Consider the following 14,978-nt stretch of genomic DNA (forward strand, 5'->3'; position numbering starts at 1 on the left):
CACGGTCGAGCATGGTCAGGCGGGCCCTGGCTCCTGGACGGGGATCTCAACTACCCGCAAAACGAGCCCATAACCCGAAAGGCGGAACGACCGGCGAAAAAGACGCAGCGGGCGAGGCGATGGAACGCACCCGCCCGCCGCACGACTGCCTACTTGACGCGGGCCACGCCGTCCACGCGCGCCTGGGCGGCCACGGCGGCCGTCACGGCGGGGGCGACGCGCTCGTCGAACGGGCTCGGGATGATGTACGTCTCCGACAGCTCGTCCCCGACCACCCCGGCCAGCGCGTTGGCCGCGGCCACCTTCATGTTCTCGGTGATCGCGGTGGCCCGCACGTCGAGCGCGCCCCGGAACACCCCGGGGAAGGCCAGCACGTTGTTGATCTGGTTGGGGAAGTCGGAGCGCCCGGTGGCGACGACCCGGACGTGCTTGGCGGCCACCTCGGGGTGCACCTCGGGCGTCGGGTTGGACAGGGCGAACACGATGGCGTCGGGCGCCATGGACGCGATCGCCGCCTCCGACACGGTCGAGCCGGACAGTCCCAGGAACACGTCGGCGCCCTCCAGGGCCTCCTCGGTGGAGCCGGTGTGGCCGGCCCGGTTGGTGTCGCGGGCCAGGGCCTGCTTGACGGGGTTGAGGCCGTCTCTGCCCTCGTACAGCATGCCCTTGGAGTCGGAGACGGCGATGTCGCCGATGCCCGCTTCGAGCAGGATGCGGGTGACGGCGACGCCGGAGGCGCCGGCGCCGGCGACGACGGCGCGCAGGTCGCCGAGGGCGCGGCCGGTGAGGCGGGCGGCGTTCTGGAGGGCGGCCAGCGCCACGATCGCGGTGCCGTGCTGGTCGTCGTGGAAGACGGGGATGTCGAGCAGGCTCCGGAGCCGGTCCTCGACCTCGAAGCAGCGGGGGGCGCTGATGTCCTCGAGGTTGATGCCGCCGAACGAGGGCGCCAGGCGCACCACGGTCTCGACGAGCGCGTCGACGTCGGTGCAGTCGAGGCAGAGCGGCACGGCGTCGACGCCCGCGAACTCCTTGAACAGCAGCGCCTTGCCCTCCATGACGGGCATGGCCCCGGCGGGGCCGATGTCGCCGAGGCCGAGCACGGCGGTGCCGTCGGAGACGACGGCGACGACGTTGGAGACCCAGGTGTAGTCGTCGGCCAGCTCGGGCCGGTCGGCGATGGCGGTGCAGACCCGGGCGACGCCGGGCGTGTACGCGAGCGACAGGTCGTCGGCGTCGCGGACGGGAACGGTGGAGCGGATCTCGATCTTGCCTCCCTTGTGCAGGGCGAAGGCCGGATCGAGTTCGGGTGTTTCGGCGGATGCGGAAGCGGACGTGGCAGCCACAGCGACCCCTGTAGTCATCGGTAGCGGAAGAAACCTTCGGCGGACGAGCGCGAGCGGGCTGGCTTCGGTAGCTGCCAGGATCCCCTCGCCGGTCGTCTGGTGAGGGGGTTCGGGGGTCACCCGTGCCCCCATAGTGCCACATGCTGAGATGGTGTTCGGTGTCGCCGCTGACGCCGTTCTGTTGACGCATCGTTAAATCGAAGATGACGGACCGCAGCTAAACCCCATCTAAACTGCACAAAACGCAAGTTTCATGGCTTTTCACATCGAGGAGGCCGTACATGGCCCTCAGACCCTTGGGCCGCCGTGGCTACGCCGCCGGCGCGCTCGCCTTGGCCACTGCGCTCACGCTGACCGCGTGCGGCAGTGACAGCGGCTCGGGCACCGGCACGACCAGCGCGAGCGCCTCGGCGGCGGGCGGCGTCAAGCTGGTCCAGCCCGGCAAGCTCACGGTCTGCACGAACATCCCGTACGAGCCGTTCCAGTTCAAGGACGCGAGCGGCAAGATCGTCGGGTTCGACGTGGACATCGTCGACCTGGCCGCGAAGAAGCTGGGCGTGACCCAGAACATCGTGGACATCGACTTCGCCGTGATCAAGAGCGGTGCCGCCATGGCGGCGGGCAAGTGCGACGTCGCCGCCGCCGGCATGACGATCACCGACGAGCGCAAGCAGAACATCGACTTCTCCGACCCCTACTTCGACGCCACGCAGGCCCTGCTGGCCAAGAAGGGCACCGGCGCCGCCTCCCTGGCGGACGTCAAGTCCAAGGGGCTCAAGCTGGGCGCCCAGGCCAGCACCACCGGCCTCGACTACGTCAAGAAGCAGGGCTTCAACCCCACGGAGTACGCCGACTCCGCCAAGGAGCTGCTCGCGCTGCAGGCCGGCCAGGCCGACGTGATCGTCCAGGACCTGCCCGTCGTCCTCACCTGGCTGAAGAAGCCCGACATCGCCGCCAAGTTCGAGATGATCGGCAGCCTCGACACCGGCGAGCAGTACGGCATCGGCCTGAAGAAGGGCGCCGACCCCGTGCTGCTCAAGACGATCAACGAGGAGATCGCCAAGGCCAAGCAGGACGGCACCTACGAGAAGATCTACGTGAAGTGGTTCGGCAAGAAGCCCGGCGAGCTGGGCTGATCCATGGCCGACCAGCCGAAGACGGCTGAGCCTGGACGCGCCAGGCTCAGCCCCCGGAAAAAGCAGCAGGTCAGCCGTACCATCCAGTACGTCGTACTGATCGCCGCGCTCGTCGCCGTCGTACTGTACGCCGACTGGGCCAGCCTCGCCCAGAACTTCGCCAAGCCGGACGTGGCGAGGCAGGCGCTGCCCGACCTGTTCACCATCGCGCTGCGCAACACGATCATCTACACGGTGGGCGGCTTCGTCTTCTCGTTCGTCCTGGGCCTGCTGCTGGCGCTCATGCGGCTCTCGCAGGTCCGGCCGTACCGGTGGATCGCGGTCGTTTACATCGAGATCTTCCGCGGGCTGCCCGCGCTGCTGATCTTCCTGATGATCACGTTCCTCCCGCTGGCCCTTCCGGGGTTCGCGGTGCCCTTCGGCACGTACGGGCAGGGCATACTCGGGCTCGGCCTGGTCGGCGCGGCCTACCAGGCGGAGGTCTTCAGGGCGGGCCTGCAGGCCGTGCCCAAGGGGCAGACGGAGGCGGCCAGGTCGCTCGGCATGTCCGCCACCCGCGCGCAGGTCACCGTGGTGATCCCGCAGGCCATCCGCATGGTCATCCCGCCGACCACGAACCAGTTCGTGGCGCTGCTCAAGGACTCGTCGCTGGTGCTGTTCCTCGGCGTGTCCGGCGAGTACGTCGAGCTGGCCAAGTTCGGCAACGACCTGGCTTCCCAGTACGCCAACGCCACGCCCATCATGGTCGCCGGCGTGACGTACCTGATCGTCACCATCCCGCTGGGTTACCTCGCGTCCCGGCTGGAGGGGCGCAAGGGGAGGAACCGATGACCGTCCACGCCATCGAGCTTCGGGACCTGCACAAGCACTTCGGCAAGAACGAGGTGCTCAAGGGCATCGACATGACCGTCGAGCAGGGTCAGGTGGTCTGCGTCATCGGCCCGTCGGGCTCGGGCAAGTCCACCCTCCTGCGCTGCGTGAACCTGCTGGAGGCGCCCACGAGGGGCAGGGTGTTCGTGGAGGGCGTCGAGGTCACCGACCCCGACGTGGACATCGACGCCGTGCGCCGCCGCATCGGCATGGTCTTCCAGCAGTTCAACCTGTTCCCGCACATGACCGCGCTGCAGAACGTCATGATCGCCCAGCAGCGCGTGCTGAAGCGGAGCAAGCGGGAGGCGGAGGTCGTCGCCCGCGACAACCTGGACAAGGTCGGCGTCGGCGCCAAGTGCGACTCGCTGCCCGGCCAGCTCTCGGGCGGCCAGCAGCAGCGGGTCGCGATCGCCCGCGCCCTGGCCATGAACCCCAGCCTGATGCTCTTCGACGAGCCCACCTCGGCGCTCGACCCCGAGCTGGTCGGGGACGTGCTCACCGTCATGCGCAAGCTGGCGGAGGAGGGGATGACCATGCTGGTTGTCACCCACGAGATGGGCTTCGCGCGGCAGGTGGCCGACCGGGTGGTGTTCATGGACGGCGGCGTGATCGTCGAGGACGGCGCCCCGGCCCAGGTCATCGGCGACCCGCGGCACGAGCGCACCCGCGCGTTCCTGCACCGCGTCCTGCACCCCGAGGAGTAGCCGGCGCGCTGAAGAGCGGGGCACGCCGGACGCATCCAAGCGGCGGCCGCCCCGCCTTCCGCCGGCGCGGACCTCTGCTGTAATGGACCGGCATGCTGCCGCTGCGATAGACCGGCAGGCTTCTGCTGTAATAGACCGGCATGGACCTCACCTCTTACGCCGAGTGGGCGGTCCGGCTGGCGAACGACCCCGACCCGCCGCCCGAGCTCAGGGGCCTGCGCGACGAGCTGGCCGCCGTGTTCGACGCGGCCGGCGACGATCGTGCCGTCGCCGCCCTGCTGAACGCCCTGCTGGCCCGCTATCCGGTACGCCCGCAACTGTCGGACCACGACGGCCGCGGCTGGCACCTGCACCTGGCCGAGGACCCGGCGGCGACCGCCGTCATGGGCCTGGCCGCGGTGGTCGCCGAGCTCGGCGTGGACCGTCTCGGCCGCTGCCGGGAGCCGCACTGCGGGCTGGCCTTCCTCGACACCTCCTCCAACCGCTCCCGCCGCTACTGCTCGGCCCGCTGCGCCAGCCGCGCCAACGTCGCCGCCTTCCGCGCCCGCCGCAGGAACGGCGCCTAACGCCGCTTGCCGGACGACCCGCCTGAAGACTTGCGGCCGGAGCGGCGCACGAGCGGCCAGTAGCGCAGCACCACCCGCCCCACGATGTCGTGGACGGGCCCGAAGTCCCAGCTGTCGCGCCGCCCGCTGGCCCGCTGGTTGTCGCTCTCCAGCCACCACCCGTCGGCCCCGTGCCACTGTGCCCGTTTGACGATGAGCCGGTCGGGATCGCCGGGCAGCCTGGCCACCACGAGGTCGCCGGGGTGCACGGCGGCGCCCCGGCGTACGAGGAGCCAGTCGCCGGGCATCAGCGCGGGCCGCATCGAATCGCCTTCGACACGTACTCTCATCGTCTTGACCCCCTACTCCGCAGGCGTTGGGACCCGAGTAAGGTCGTTGATGGACCAAGCTGATTCAGCATCCAGGAAGGATTTTCTGATGCTCGCACGACTGCTACGACCCAAGCATGTCGCTTCCGCACACTGCGACCTGCCTTGTGGGGTCTATGACCCCGCTCAGGCCCGGATCGAGGCCGAGTCGGTCAAGGCGATCATGGAGAAGTACGCGGCCAACGAGGACCCGGTCTTCCGCGCCCGCGCCATCAAGATCAAGGAGGAGCGGGCCGAGCTGGTCAAGCACCACCTCTGGGTGCTCTGGACCGACTACTTCAAGCCGCCGCACCTGGAGCAGTACCCCCAGCTCCACCAGCTCTTCTGGGACGCCACAAAGCTCGCCGGCGCCGCGGGCGCCAAGGGCACGGTCGACGTCGCCAAGGCCGAGGACCTGCTGGGCAAGATCGACGAAATCTCCAAGATCTTCTGGGAGACCAAGGCCGCCTAAAACGGCACATAAGGCTCTGTGCGGTCACACACCGCACAGAGCCTTTTCCGTTGATGGCGAGTCTGAATCGTCCAAGCACCTCTCAGGGGCGGTAAGTTGCAGTCAGCGTCGGATTCGCGAGGAGGAACGTGACCGAGGAAACCGAGACGCGCGCGGAAGGCGTGGCCGGCATCCGTGACGTGGTGAGCATCAGGCTCCCCGCGGCGAGTGCCTACCTGTCTGTGCTGCGTACGGCTACCGCCGGCCTGGCGGCGCGGCTTGACTTCACCCTGGACGAGATCGAGGACCTGCGGATCGCGGTCGACGAGGCGTGCGCGATGCTGCTGAACGAGGCGGTGCCGGGCACCGACCTCACCGCGGAGTTCGAGCTCACCGGGCAGGAGATGCAGGTCAGGGTCGAGGTCGCCACCGTCGGCAGCTCCGCGCCCAAGCGCGACGACTTCGCCTGGATGGTCCTGACCGCCCTGGCCGACGACGTCGACGCGGTGACCGACTCCCCCGATCGCATGGCGATCGTCCTGCGTAAGCGCCGAGGCGCGGCCCGGGGTACGGCGGGGCCGGCGTGACGGAAAGGACTGGAGCCATGGCCACCAGCGAACACGCCGTACCCGACAGGGTGCGTGCCCGCATGCTCTTCGCCGAGCTGGCCGAGCTGGGCCCCGAGGAGCCGCGCCGCCAGCGCATCAGGGATGAGCTGGTCGAGCTTCACCTTCCCCTGGTCGAATACCTGGCCCGCCGCTTCCGCAACAGGGGCGAGTGGCTCGACGACCTCACGCAGGTCGCCACCATCGGGCTGATCAAGTCCATCGACCGGTTCGACCTCAACCGGGGCGTGGAGTTCTCCACCTACGCCACGCCCACCATCGTCGGCGAGATCAAGCGGCACTTCCGCGACAAGGGCTGGGCGGTCCGCGTGCCGCGCCGGCTGCAGGAGCTGAAGCTCTCGCTGACCAAGGCGATCAGCGATCTGTCCCAGCGCGAGGGGCGCGCCCCGACCGTGGCGGAGCTGGCCACCTACCTCAAGATGACCGAGGAGGAGGTGCTCGAGGGGCTCGAGTCGGCCAACGCCTACTCCACCGTCTCGCTCGACGCGCCCGACTCTGGAGACGACGACGCTCCCGCGGTGTCCGACTCGCTCGGCATCGTCGATGAGTCGCTGGAGGGCGTCGAGTACCGCGAGTCGCTCAAGCCGCTGCTCGAACGGCTGCCGCCGCGCGAGAAGCGCATCCTGCTGCTGCGTTTCTTCGGCAACATGACGCAGTCGCAGATCGCCACCGAGCTGGGCATCTCGCAGATGCACGTCTCGCGCCTGCTCGCCCGCACGCTGGCGCAGCTGCGCGAGGGCCTGACCGCCGACGACTGAGCCCGCCCGTCCGCGCGTCGCCGGCCCCGGGACGCACGATGTGCCGCGAAGCGCGGAAACGGAGCTAGCGGCGCGAACGGCCCGGGTCCGGCGCCTGGTCGTCGGGGTAGAGCGCCTGGGTGGTGGGCGGAGCCAGCAGCGTCACCAGCCCCAGCAGGCCCAGGACGATCACCGGGATCCCGAGCTGCGGCTGGTCCGACGTGACGAGCGTGCCCCCCACGGGCAGCATGAAGATCTGGGTCAGCACGCCGGGCGAGCGCCCCCACCGCTCCACCTTGAAGAGCCCGCCCCAGGCGACCCAGAGCAGGCCGGCCCCGATGAGCAGCCCGAACACCGCCTCGGCGAGGGCGCTGGTGAGGTCGTCGGGTTTCCCCGTCAGGGTCTGCACCGCGACGTAGACGCCGAGACCGAGCGCGACCAGCCCCTCCAGGGCGACGACCGCGGCGGCGATGAGGAGGGTAAGCGGGCGACCGTTCACGTCCGTACCCTACCTCCCGGCCCTGTCGGCACGGAAAATAGGACGATCGGCCGATAAGCCGGACAAGGCCACCGGCTACGCTGGCCGTATGCGCGCAATGCTGCTGGTCAACCCCAAGGCCACGACCACGAATGCCCGCACCCGGGACGTGCTCATCCGCGCGCTCGGCGCGGCGGTCGAGCTCGCCGTCGAGGAGACCCGCTACCGCGGGCACGCCGCGTCGCTGGCGGCCACCGCGCGGGCCAAGGGTTATGACGTGGTGGCGGTGCTGGGCGGCGACGGCACCATCAACGAGACCGTGAACGGCCTGCTGAACCCGGTCAACGGCGAGGACCCGGCCCACGGCAGCAACCCCAGCGCCGGGCGTCCCGGCCTGATCGTCATCCCGGGCGGCAGCGCGAACGTCTTCGCCCGCGCCCTGGGCCTGCCGAACGACCCGGTGGAGTCCACCGGCCAGGTGCTGGAGGCGCTCAGGGAGGACCGGCGCAGGACCGTGGGTTTGGGCCAAGCCCTCTGGGAGGGGCAGAGCCGCTACTTCACCTTCTGCTCGGGGCTGGGCTACGACGCGGAGGTTGTACGGGCCGTGGAGGGCCTGAGAGGCACCGGCCGTAAGGCTACCCCTGCACGGTATGTGAACACGGCTCTGAGGCACTATCTGGCCACGGACAAGCGGCATCCCGCGATGACGGTGACGGGCCCCGGCATCCCGCCGGCCGAGGGGGTGTTCATGGCGATCGTCTCCAACACCTCGCCGTGGACGTACGTGGGCAGCCGGCCGGTGCGCCCCACCCCGTGGGCGAGCTTCGAGACGGGCCTCGATCTGCTCGGCCTGCGGCGGATGGGGCCGATGACGCTGGCGAAGACGATCCGGCACATCCTCACGCAGAGTGACATTCTTCCGTCCGGCCGGCATCTGGTGCAGATGCACGACGAGGCCGAACTGACGCTCACCGCCGACCGCCCTGTGGCCTTCCAGCTGGACGGCGACTACCTGGGCGAACGCGAAACCGTAACATTCCGGTCTACACCGAACGCGTTACAAGTTCTGGTCTAGCCGGTTACATTCGGTCATTGTGTGACGCATCCGACATCCATAACCGCCAAAACTTCCCGCCAACCCTCTTGCGTGCACTCTCCGTGGCTGACAGGCTCGTTCATGACGTCGGAACGTAGGACCTTTAAACACCCCAGGGTCCTCCGATGCTCAGTGGGCAACCCCGGTCCTCACAGGATCCGGGTAATTGTTCGCGCGAGTTAGTGAAACTCTTCACAAAGTAGTAGCCGCACGGAGCCGACCAGAGGCTCCATCTACTAAGGAGTGGACGCATGGACTGGCGCCACCGAGCTGCCTGCCGTGACGTGGACCCCGAGCTGTTCTTCCCGATCGGCAACACCGGCCCGGCACTCATGCAGATCGAGGAGGCCAAGCAGGTCTGTCGTTCCTGCTCGGCCGTCGAGATGTGTCTCAAGTGGGCGCTGGAGTCCGGCCAGGACGCCGGTGTCTGGGGCGGCATGAGCGAGGACGAGCGCCGCGCACTCAAGCGCCGCACCGCCCGCGCCCGGGCACGCGCCACCGCCTGACCCCCGAAACTCCCCCGGAAAACCGAACCCCGACGCCGGCCGCACCGCAGCAGCGGCCCGTCAACCGTCACTGTGCCGTCAGCCGGGCGGGAGCGGGATCGACAGGGCAACCTCCGTGCCGCCCTCCAGGCGCGGCTCAATGGTGAGCCGCCCGGACAACTCCCCCTCGACCAGCGTACGCACGATCTGCAGCCCCAGACTGGTGGAGCTGTCGAGGTCGAAGCCCCCGGGCAGGCCGCGGCCGTCGTCCCAGACGGTCACGTTGAGCCGCTCGTGCGCGGACTCGACCACCACCTCCAGCCGCTTGGGCCGCCCGTGCTGCAACGCGTTCTGCAACAGCTCGGTCAGCGCCATGGCCAGCGGCGTGGCGATGAGCGAGGGCAGCACCCCGAACCCGCCGACCCGCCTCGGCGTGACGGCCACCTCCGGCGACGACACCTCTCCCGCCATCGCGATCACGCGGTCGGCGATCTCGTCGAAGTCGACGAACTCCTCGGGCGCGTGCGACAGCGTCTCGTGCACGATCGCGATCGACCCGACCCTGCGCACCGCCTCCTCCAGCGCCTCCCGCCCCTCGGGCACCTGAAGCCGCCTGGCCTGGAGTCGCAGCAGCGCGGCCACGGTCTGCAGGTTGTTCTTGACCCGGTGGTGGATCTCGCGGATGGTGGCGTCCTTGGTCATCAGCTCGCGCTCGCGCCGCCGTAGCTCGGTGACGTCCCTGATGAGGACGAGCGCGCCGATGCGGCCGCCGCCCACGATCAGCGGGATGGCCCGGAGCTGCACGATCGTGCCGCCCGACTCGACCTCCGTCTCCTTGGCCGCGCGCCCGCTGGCCACGATCATGAGGTCTTCGTTGATGGGCTCGTCCGAGTAGCAGAGGGTCGCGGTGACCCGGCCCAGCTCGGCGCCGACCAGGTCCGCGTGCAGGCCGAGCCGCCGGTAGGCGGACAGCGCGTTCGGGGAGGCGTAGGTGACGCGCCCGGCCCGGTCGAGCCGCAGCAGGCCGTCGCCGACGCGCGGCGAGCGCACCAGGATCGGCTCCTCGCCGGAGAACGGGAAGCGGCCCTCGGCCACCATCTGCGCCAGGTCTGAGGCGCTCTGCAGGTAGGTCAGCTCCAGCCGGGACGGCGTGCGGGCCGAGGACAGGTTCGTGGAGCGCTGGATGACCGCCAGGAAGCGGCCCTCGCCGCCCTCGACCGCCCGGCGCACCGGGATGGTCTCCTCGCGCACGGGCACGCCGGTGGACCAGTCGGGGTCGCCCTCGCGGCAGATGCGGCGCTCGTTCCAGGCCGTGTCGATGAGGGCGCGCTCGCCCTTGGCGGCCACGGTGCCGACGATGTCGTCGTGGTAGACGGTCGGGCCGGTCGTCGGCCGCATCTGGGCGATCGCGATCCAGCCGCTCTCCCCCAGCAGCGGCGCCCACAGGATGAGGTCGGCGAACGACAGGTCGGCCAGCAGCTGCCAGTCGGAGACCAGCGAGTGCAGCCAGTCGAGATCTGCCTCGTCGAGCGCTGTGTGACGGGCTACGAGGTCGCTGAGAGTCGGCACGAGTGCATCATGCGTGCTTTCCCCCGCAACAACCAAACCGACTCCCGGTCAGAGGGGGCGGGCTTGAGCCGATAGGGGACGAGCAGGCAGGGTTCACCACAGCGGGGGCATAACACCATACTGTGGGGGGTCAATCTCATATTGTGAGAACCGTCACACGGGCGCAGCCGCCGGTTCCCAGGGTGGAGCGGTGCACGGCCAGCCGGAGGTGATCCACACGGCCAGGTGGTTCTTCCGCGACACGGCGCGCGGACCGGCCTCGGTTGCGATCGCGCACGCTGCTGTGGATATCCTTCACAATCAACCTGAGCTGCCCGGATCCGCGTGTGCTCACACCCGTACGCGCCCGGAGCCTGCGGGCCGCTCCAGCCCGCGGTTGACCGCTCGGGCCGAAGTGAGTTCCGATGATCTCGCGGTGATCAGACACGCCCTCACCGCCGTGGCAGAAGTGAAGGTGAGAGCGTGACAGACGACAGCCCCCGCGTTCCCAAGTACTACGACGTGAAACGGGCCCTGCTCGAGCTCACCAAGACCCTGCCCGCCGGCACGGCCCTGCCGCCCGAGCGCACGCTCGCCGTCCGCTTCGAGACCTCGCGCACCACCGTCCGCCAGGCACTGACCGAGCTGGTCGTCGAGGGGCGGCTGCTGCGCATCCAGGGCAAGGGCACGTTCGTGGCACAGCCCAAGGTGGCCCAGGTGCTGCAGCTCACCTCGTACATCGGGGATCTGCGCACCGCCGGGCTGGAGCCGGACACCAAGATCCTGGAGATCGGCTACATCACCGCCGACGAGGCGCTCGCGCGGCGCCTGGCCATCAACCCCGGCGGACGGGTGCTGCGCATCCACCGGCTCAGGCTCGCCAACGGCGAGCCCGTCTCGATCGACACCACCCACCTGTCCGCCCGCCGCTTCCCCCGGCTGCGGCGCGAGCTGGAGGTGCACGCGTCGCTGTACGAGACGCTGCACAACGCCTACAACGTCCGGCTGACGGACGCCGAAGAGATCATCGAGACCGTCCTGGCCACCCCCTACGACGCCAAGGCCCTGGGCGTGGACGTCGGCCTGCCCATGCTCCTGCTCACCCGGCACGCCTTCGACGCCGACGGCAACCCCGTCGAGTGGGCGCAGTCGCTCTACCGCGGCGACCGGTACAAGTTCGTCACCCGCCTGCGCCGCCCATGAGCGTCCTCGTCGTCACGGGTACCGGCACCGGGGTGGGCAAGACGGTCGTGACGGCGGCACTGGCCGCGCTGGCGCTGGCGCGCGGGTCCACGGCGGCGGTGGTCAAGCCCGCGCAGACCGGGCGGGCGGCCGGCGAGCCCGGCGACGTGGACGAGGTCATCCGGCTGTCCGGCGTCACCACCACGTTCGAGCTGGGCCGCTTCCCCTGCCCGCTGCCGCCCGCCGCGGCCGCCAGGGCGGCGGGGGCGCCGCCCGTGTCGCTGTCGGCGGCCGCGACGCTGGCGCGGGAGCTGGCCGAGAGCAACCGCCTGGTCGTCGTGGACGGCACCGGCGGGCTGCTCGACCGCTACGACGAGGAGGGCGCCACGATCGCCGACCTGGCCCGCGCCCTGCGCGCGCAGGTCCTCGTCGTGGCACGGGCCGGCGGCGACACCGTCAACCACACCGCGCTCACCCTGGAGTCCCTGGCCCACCACGGCCTCGACCTGGCCGGGATCGTCATCGGCCGCTGGCCCGCCACCCCCGGCCCGGCCGAGCTCAGCAGCGTCGCCGACCTGGAGATGCTGGCCGCCCGGCCGCTGGCGGGCGCGCTGCCCGAGGGTATGGGCGGCCTGCGCGACCGCCAGACGTTCACCGAGGCGGCGCGGCAAGGGCTCGGCGTCACGCTGGGCGGCGCGTTCAGAGGGCCCCTGTCCTGAGGGTGGGGCTAACCCCACCTCCCACCGGCACACCAGACCCATTTCACGTCCTCGCTCACGGTCAATACCTTTGAGGCATGAAAGTCCCCCGCCCCTGGTCGGCGCGAGCCTGGCTGGACACGGCCCATGTGATGATCGGCTTTCCGGTCGCCGTGCTGCTCGGCGGGCTGACGCTGACGCTGGCCGTGGCGCCGCCCGTGCTGCGGCACGCCCTGCCCTGGTTCACCCGGGTGCAGCGCTCGCGGCTGCACGCCTTCCAGGGCGTGCGCATCCCGCCCGTGCCCGCCCCGACCGGCTGGCGCGACTCGCCGACGTGGCGGCAGATCGGCTACCACCTGCTGTCGCCGGTGGTGGGCCTGGCCGGCGCGGTCCTGGTCGGGCTGGCGTGGGGCGGGGCCATCGTGGGGCTGCTGGCGTTCCTGCCGCCGAAGCTGGAGGAGCCGCCGCTGGAGTTCATGTTCAACCTCAGGGACAACCGGGTCCAGCTCGTCTTCATGCTGATCGGGCTGGCGCTGCTGGTGCTCGCGCCGTTCCTGGCCCGCGGCATGGCCGCGCTCGACCTGTCGGTGGCCCGTACGCTGCTCGGGCCGAGCCGTACGGAGCTGGGGCAGCGCATCGAGACGCTGACCGAGAGCCGGGCCGGCGTGATCGACGCGGCCGACGCCGAGCGCCGCAGGATCGAGCGCGACCTGCACGACGGCGCCCAGCAGCGGCTCGTCTCCCTGGCCATGAACCTGGGGCTGGCCAGGGCCACCCTGACCGACCTGCCCGAGCCGGCCAAGGAGGCCATCGCGCAGGCGCACGAGGAGGCCAAGCAGGCGCTCAAGGAGCTGCGCGACTTCGTCCGCGGCCTGCACCCCGCCGTGCTCAACGACCAGGGGCTGGACGCGGCGCTGTCGGGCGTGGCGGCCCGCGCGCCGTTCCCCGTCAAGCTGACGGTGGACATCGAGCGGCGGCCCACCCCGACGATCGAGGCGGTGGCGTTCTTCACCGTCTCCGAGGCGCTGACGAACATCGCCAAGCACGCGGCGGCCACCAAGGCCGAGGTGCTCGTGCGGCGCGAGCGCGACCGCCTGCACGTGCTCGTGCACGACGACGGGTGCGGCGGTGCCAGGATGGACGGCGGTACCGGGCTGCGCGGCCTGGCCCAGCGCATCGACTCCGTCGACGGGCGGCTGAAGCTGTCCAGCCCGCTGGGCGGACCGACGACGATCGAGGTGGAGCTGCCGTGCGAGTAGTGCTCGCAGAGGATTCCGTACTGCTGCGAGAGGGCCTGATCCGGCTCCTGGCCGCGGCGGGCATGGACGTGGTCGCGGCCGTGGACGAGGCTGAGGGGCTGCTGCGGGCGGTCGAGGAGCACCGGCCCGAGCTGGTCGTCACCGACGTCAGGATGCCGCCCACGCACACCGACGAGGGCCTGCGGGCCGCGCTCGTGCTGCGCCGCCAGCAGCCGGGCCTGGCCGTGCTCGTGCTGTCGCAGTACGTCGAGGAGCGCTACGCCGCCCAGCTCCTCGCGTCGGCCTCGGCCGGCGGCGTCGGCTACCTGCTCAAGGACCGGGTGGCGGACGTCGCGGAGTTCATCGACGCGCTGCGCAGGGTCGCCTCCGGCGGCACCGCGCTCGACCCCGAGGTCGTGGCCCAGCTCCTGCTGCGCGGCAACAGCGACCCGCTGGAGCGGCTCACGCCCCGCGAGCACGAGGTGCTCCAGCTGATGGCGGAGGGCCGCTCCAACGCCGGCATCGGCCAGGCCCTGGTGCTCAGCGAGGGCGCCGTGGGCAAGCACATCGGCAACATCTTCACCAAGCTCGACCTGCCGCCCGCCGAGGGCGACCACCGGCGGGTGCTCGCCGTGCTGCAGTTCCTCAAGATCCGGAGCCTGCCGTGAGAGCTCTGTGGCTCGCGGCCGGCGCCGTGGCCACCGTGGTCGTGCTCACGGTGTCCACCGTGGGCCTCTGGAACGGCTTCGCCGGCGCCAGGACCCCGACGGACGTCACCATCAGGTCCATCCCGTTCGACGGCCAGGAGCTGCGCGTCAAGACCGGCAAGGGCCAGGTGAACCTGTGGATCGTGTCGGGCAAGGCGGGCGAGCTGCTCATCCGGCGGTCGCTGAGCTGGTCCCGCGACCGGCCCACCGTCACGGAGGACTGGGACGCCAGCGCCCGCACGCTGCGGCTCGACGCCGTGTGCCCCCGCTACGACCAGCCGGACGGCCCCATCTGCGAGGCCGACTACCTGCTGGCCGTGCCGCCCGAGACCTCGGTGGAGGCCGCCACGTCCGTCGGCCAGCTCACGGTGGACGAGTTGTTCGGCGACCTGCGCCTGACCTCCGTCTCCGGCGACGTCAACGTCAACTCCCTGGCCGGCGACCTCTACGTACGCACCGGCACGGGCCGCGTGGACGGCGACGGGCTGCGCGGCGCCCGGGCCGACGTGGAGGTCGGCTCCGGCGACGTCGAGCTGGCCTTCCGCAGCGCCCCGTCGGAGGCGAAGGTGGTCGTGCGGACGGCGGGTGACGTCTACCTCCAGGTGCCGCCCACCGTGTACGACGTCGCCGTCCAGGGCGCCAACACCACGGTCGACGTCAAGCACGCCCCCGGCGCGTCAAGAAAGATCACCGTGACCGCCCCCGACGGCCTCGTGAACGTGTGCTGCCGATGAAGACCTGTTTACCCGTGTGACTGGTTGGTAAG

At 70.5% G+C, this 14,978-nt stretch carries 18 protein-coding genes; 14 read left to right on the plus strand and 4 right to left on the minus strand.

The features are described from left to right. Positions 1-149: 149 nt before the first annotated feature. Positions 150-1,343 (minus strand): NAD(P)-dependent malic enzyme, encoded by a 1,194-nt coding sequence (locus HCN51_RS12950; RefSeq protein ID WP_428981535.1) that lies wholly within the window; start codon positions 1,341-1,343, stop codon positions 150-152. A 281-nt stretch (positions 1,344-1,624) separates the two neighbouring features. Between HCN51_RS12950 and HCN51_RS12955 the strand changes: the two genes are divergently transcribed. From HCN51_RS12955 to HCN51_RS12970, 4 genes are all read left to right on the plus strand, one after another. Continuing rightward, positions 1,625-2,479 carry an ABC transporter substrate-binding protein gene (locus tag HCN51_RS12955; RefSeq protein ID WP_168009900.1) on the plus strand — a complete coding sequence of 285 codons (855 nt, stop codon included), beginning with the start codon at positions 1,625-1,627 and terminating at the stop codon, positions 2,477-2,479. A gap of 3 nt (positions 2,480-2,482) precedes the next feature. Beyond that, the gene (locus HCN51_RS12960; RefSeq protein WP_080045352.1) at positions 2,483-3,310 is read left to right on the plus strand and encodes an amino acid ABC transporter permease; all 828 of its coding nucleotides are present in this window, start codon (positions 2,483-2,485) and stop codon (positions 3,308-3,310) included. Continuing rightward, the gene (locus HCN51_RS12965; protein WP_168009901.1) at positions 3,307-4,053 is read left to right on the plus strand and encodes an amino acid ABC transporter ATP-binding protein; all 747 of its coding nucleotides are present in this window, start codon (positions 3,307-3,309) and stop codon (positions 4,051-4,053) included. The genes HCN51_RS12960 and HCN51_RS12965 overlap by 4 nt, the downstream gene beginning before the upstream one ends. 140 nt (positions 4,054-4,193) lie before the next feature. Next, complete coding sequence (locus tag HCN51_RS12970) at positions 4,194-4,619, plus strand: CGNR zinc finger domain-containing protein (protein WP_168009902.1); 426 nt, start codon at positions 4,194-4,196, stop codon at positions 4,617-4,619. Here HCN51_RS12970 and HCN51_RS12975 read toward each other — a convergent pair. Then, positions 4,616-4,948 carry a S24 family peptidase gene (locus HCN51_RS12975; RefSeq protein WP_168009903.1) on the minus strand — a complete coding sequence of 111 codons (333 nt, stop codon included), beginning with the start codon at positions 4,946-4,948 and terminating at the stop codon, positions 4,616-4,618. The two genes, HCN51_RS12970 and HCN51_RS12975, sit on opposite strands and share 4 nt — an antisense overlap. An 88-nt stretch (positions 4,949-5,036) precedes the next feature. On the opposite strand from HCN51_RS12975, the gene sodN reads away from it, so the two are divergent. The 3 genes from sodN to HCN51_RS12990 all read left to right on the plus strand — a co-directional run bounded on the left by sodN (position 5,037) and on the right by HCN51_RS12990 (position 6,801). Next, positions 5,037-5,438 (plus strand): superoxide dismutase, Ni, encoded by a 402-nt coding sequence (gene sodN / locus HCN51_RS12980; protein ID WP_080045348.1) that lies wholly within the window; start codon positions 5,037-5,039, stop codon positions 5,436-5,438. A gap of 128 nt (positions 5,439-5,566) precedes the next feature. After that, entirely contained in the window at positions 5,567-6,004 is a 438-nt protein-coding gene (locus HCN51_RS12985; protein ID WP_080045347.1) for an ATP-binding protein, read from the plus strand. Between the two features lie 17 nt (positions 6,005-6,021). Continuing rightward, entirely contained in the window at positions 6,022-6,801 is a 780-nt protein-coding gene (locus tag HCN51_RS12990) for an RNA polymerase sigma factor SigF (protein WP_186404427.1), read from the plus strand. 64 nt (positions 6,802-6,865) lie between these two features. Here the strand turns inward: HCN51_RS12990 and HCN51_RS12995 are convergent, their stop codons facing one another. After that, the gene (locus HCN51_RS12995) at positions 6,866-7,279 is read right to left on the minus strand and encodes a hypothetical protein (protein WP_080045345.1); all 414 of its coding nucleotides are present in this window, start codon (positions 7,277-7,279) and stop codon (positions 6,866-6,868) included. Positions 7,280-7,367: 88 nt separating this feature from the next. Here HCN51_RS12995 and HCN51_RS13000 point away from each other — a divergent pair, with 88 nt between their 5' ends. Then, positions 7,368-8,333, plus strand: coding sequence for a diacylglycerol/lipid kinase family protein (locus HCN51_RS13000; RefSeq protein ID WP_168009904.1), 966 nt, complete (start codon positions 7,368-7,370; stop codon positions 8,331-8,333). A gap of 272 nt (positions 8,334-8,605) precedes the next feature. Further along, entirely contained in the window at positions 8,606-8,860 is a 255-nt protein-coding gene (locus HCN51_RS13005) for a WhiB family transcriptional regulator (protein WP_080045343.1), read from the plus strand. A gap of 78 nt (positions 8,861-8,938) precedes the next feature. Here the strand turns inward: HCN51_RS13005 and HCN51_RS13010 are convergent, their stop codons facing one another. Continuing rightward, positions 8,939-10,408, minus strand: coding sequence for a PAS domain-containing sensor histidine kinase (locus HCN51_RS13010; protein WP_080045342.1), 1,470 nt, complete (start codon positions 10,406-10,408; stop codon positions 8,939-8,941). Between the two features lie 462 nt (positions 10,409-10,870). Between HCN51_RS13010 and HCN51_RS13015 the strand changes: the two genes are divergently transcribed. From HCN51_RS13015 to HCN51_RS13035, 5 genes are all read left to right on the plus strand, one after another. Further along, positions 10,871-11,590 (plus strand): GntR family transcriptional regulator, encoded by a 720-nt coding sequence (locus tag HCN51_RS13015; protein ID WP_080045341.1) that lies wholly within the window; start codon positions 10,871-10,873, stop codon positions 11,588-11,590. Further along, entirely contained in the window at positions 11,587-12,288 is a 702-nt protein-coding gene (gene bioD / locus HCN51_RS13020; protein ID WP_168009905.1) for a dethiobiotin synthase, read from the plus strand. Before HCN51_RS13015 ends, bioD begins: the two co-directional genes overlap by 4 nt. A gap of 77 nt (positions 12,289-12,365) precedes the next feature. After that, the gene (locus HCN51_RS13025) at positions 12,366-13,526 is read left to right on the plus strand and encodes a sensor histidine kinase (RefSeq protein ID WP_168009906.1); all 1,161 of its coding nucleotides are present in this window, start codon (positions 12,366-12,368) and stop codon (positions 13,524-13,526) included. After that, positions 13,517-14,173 carry a response regulator transcription factor gene (locus HCN51_RS13030; RefSeq protein WP_080045338.1) on the plus strand — a complete coding sequence of 219 codons (657 nt, stop codon included), beginning with the start codon at positions 13,517-13,519 and terminating at the stop codon, positions 14,171-14,173. Before HCN51_RS13025 ends, HCN51_RS13030 begins: the two co-directional genes overlap by 10 nt. Then, a complete protein-coding gene (locus HCN51_RS13035; protein ID WP_168009907.1) occupies positions 14,170-14,946 on the plus strand; it encodes a DUF4097 family beta strand repeat-containing protein in 777 nt (258 codons plus the stop codon). Before HCN51_RS13030 ends, HCN51_RS13035 begins: the two co-directional genes overlap by 4 nt. Positions 14,947-14,978: the final 32 nt, after the last annotated feature.

The organism is Nonomuraea composti (genome assembly GCF_012034275.1).
GTDB classification, from domain to species: domain Bacteria; phylum Actinomycetota; class Actinomycetes; order Streptosporangiales; family Streptosporangiaceae; genus Nonomuraea; species Nonomuraea composti.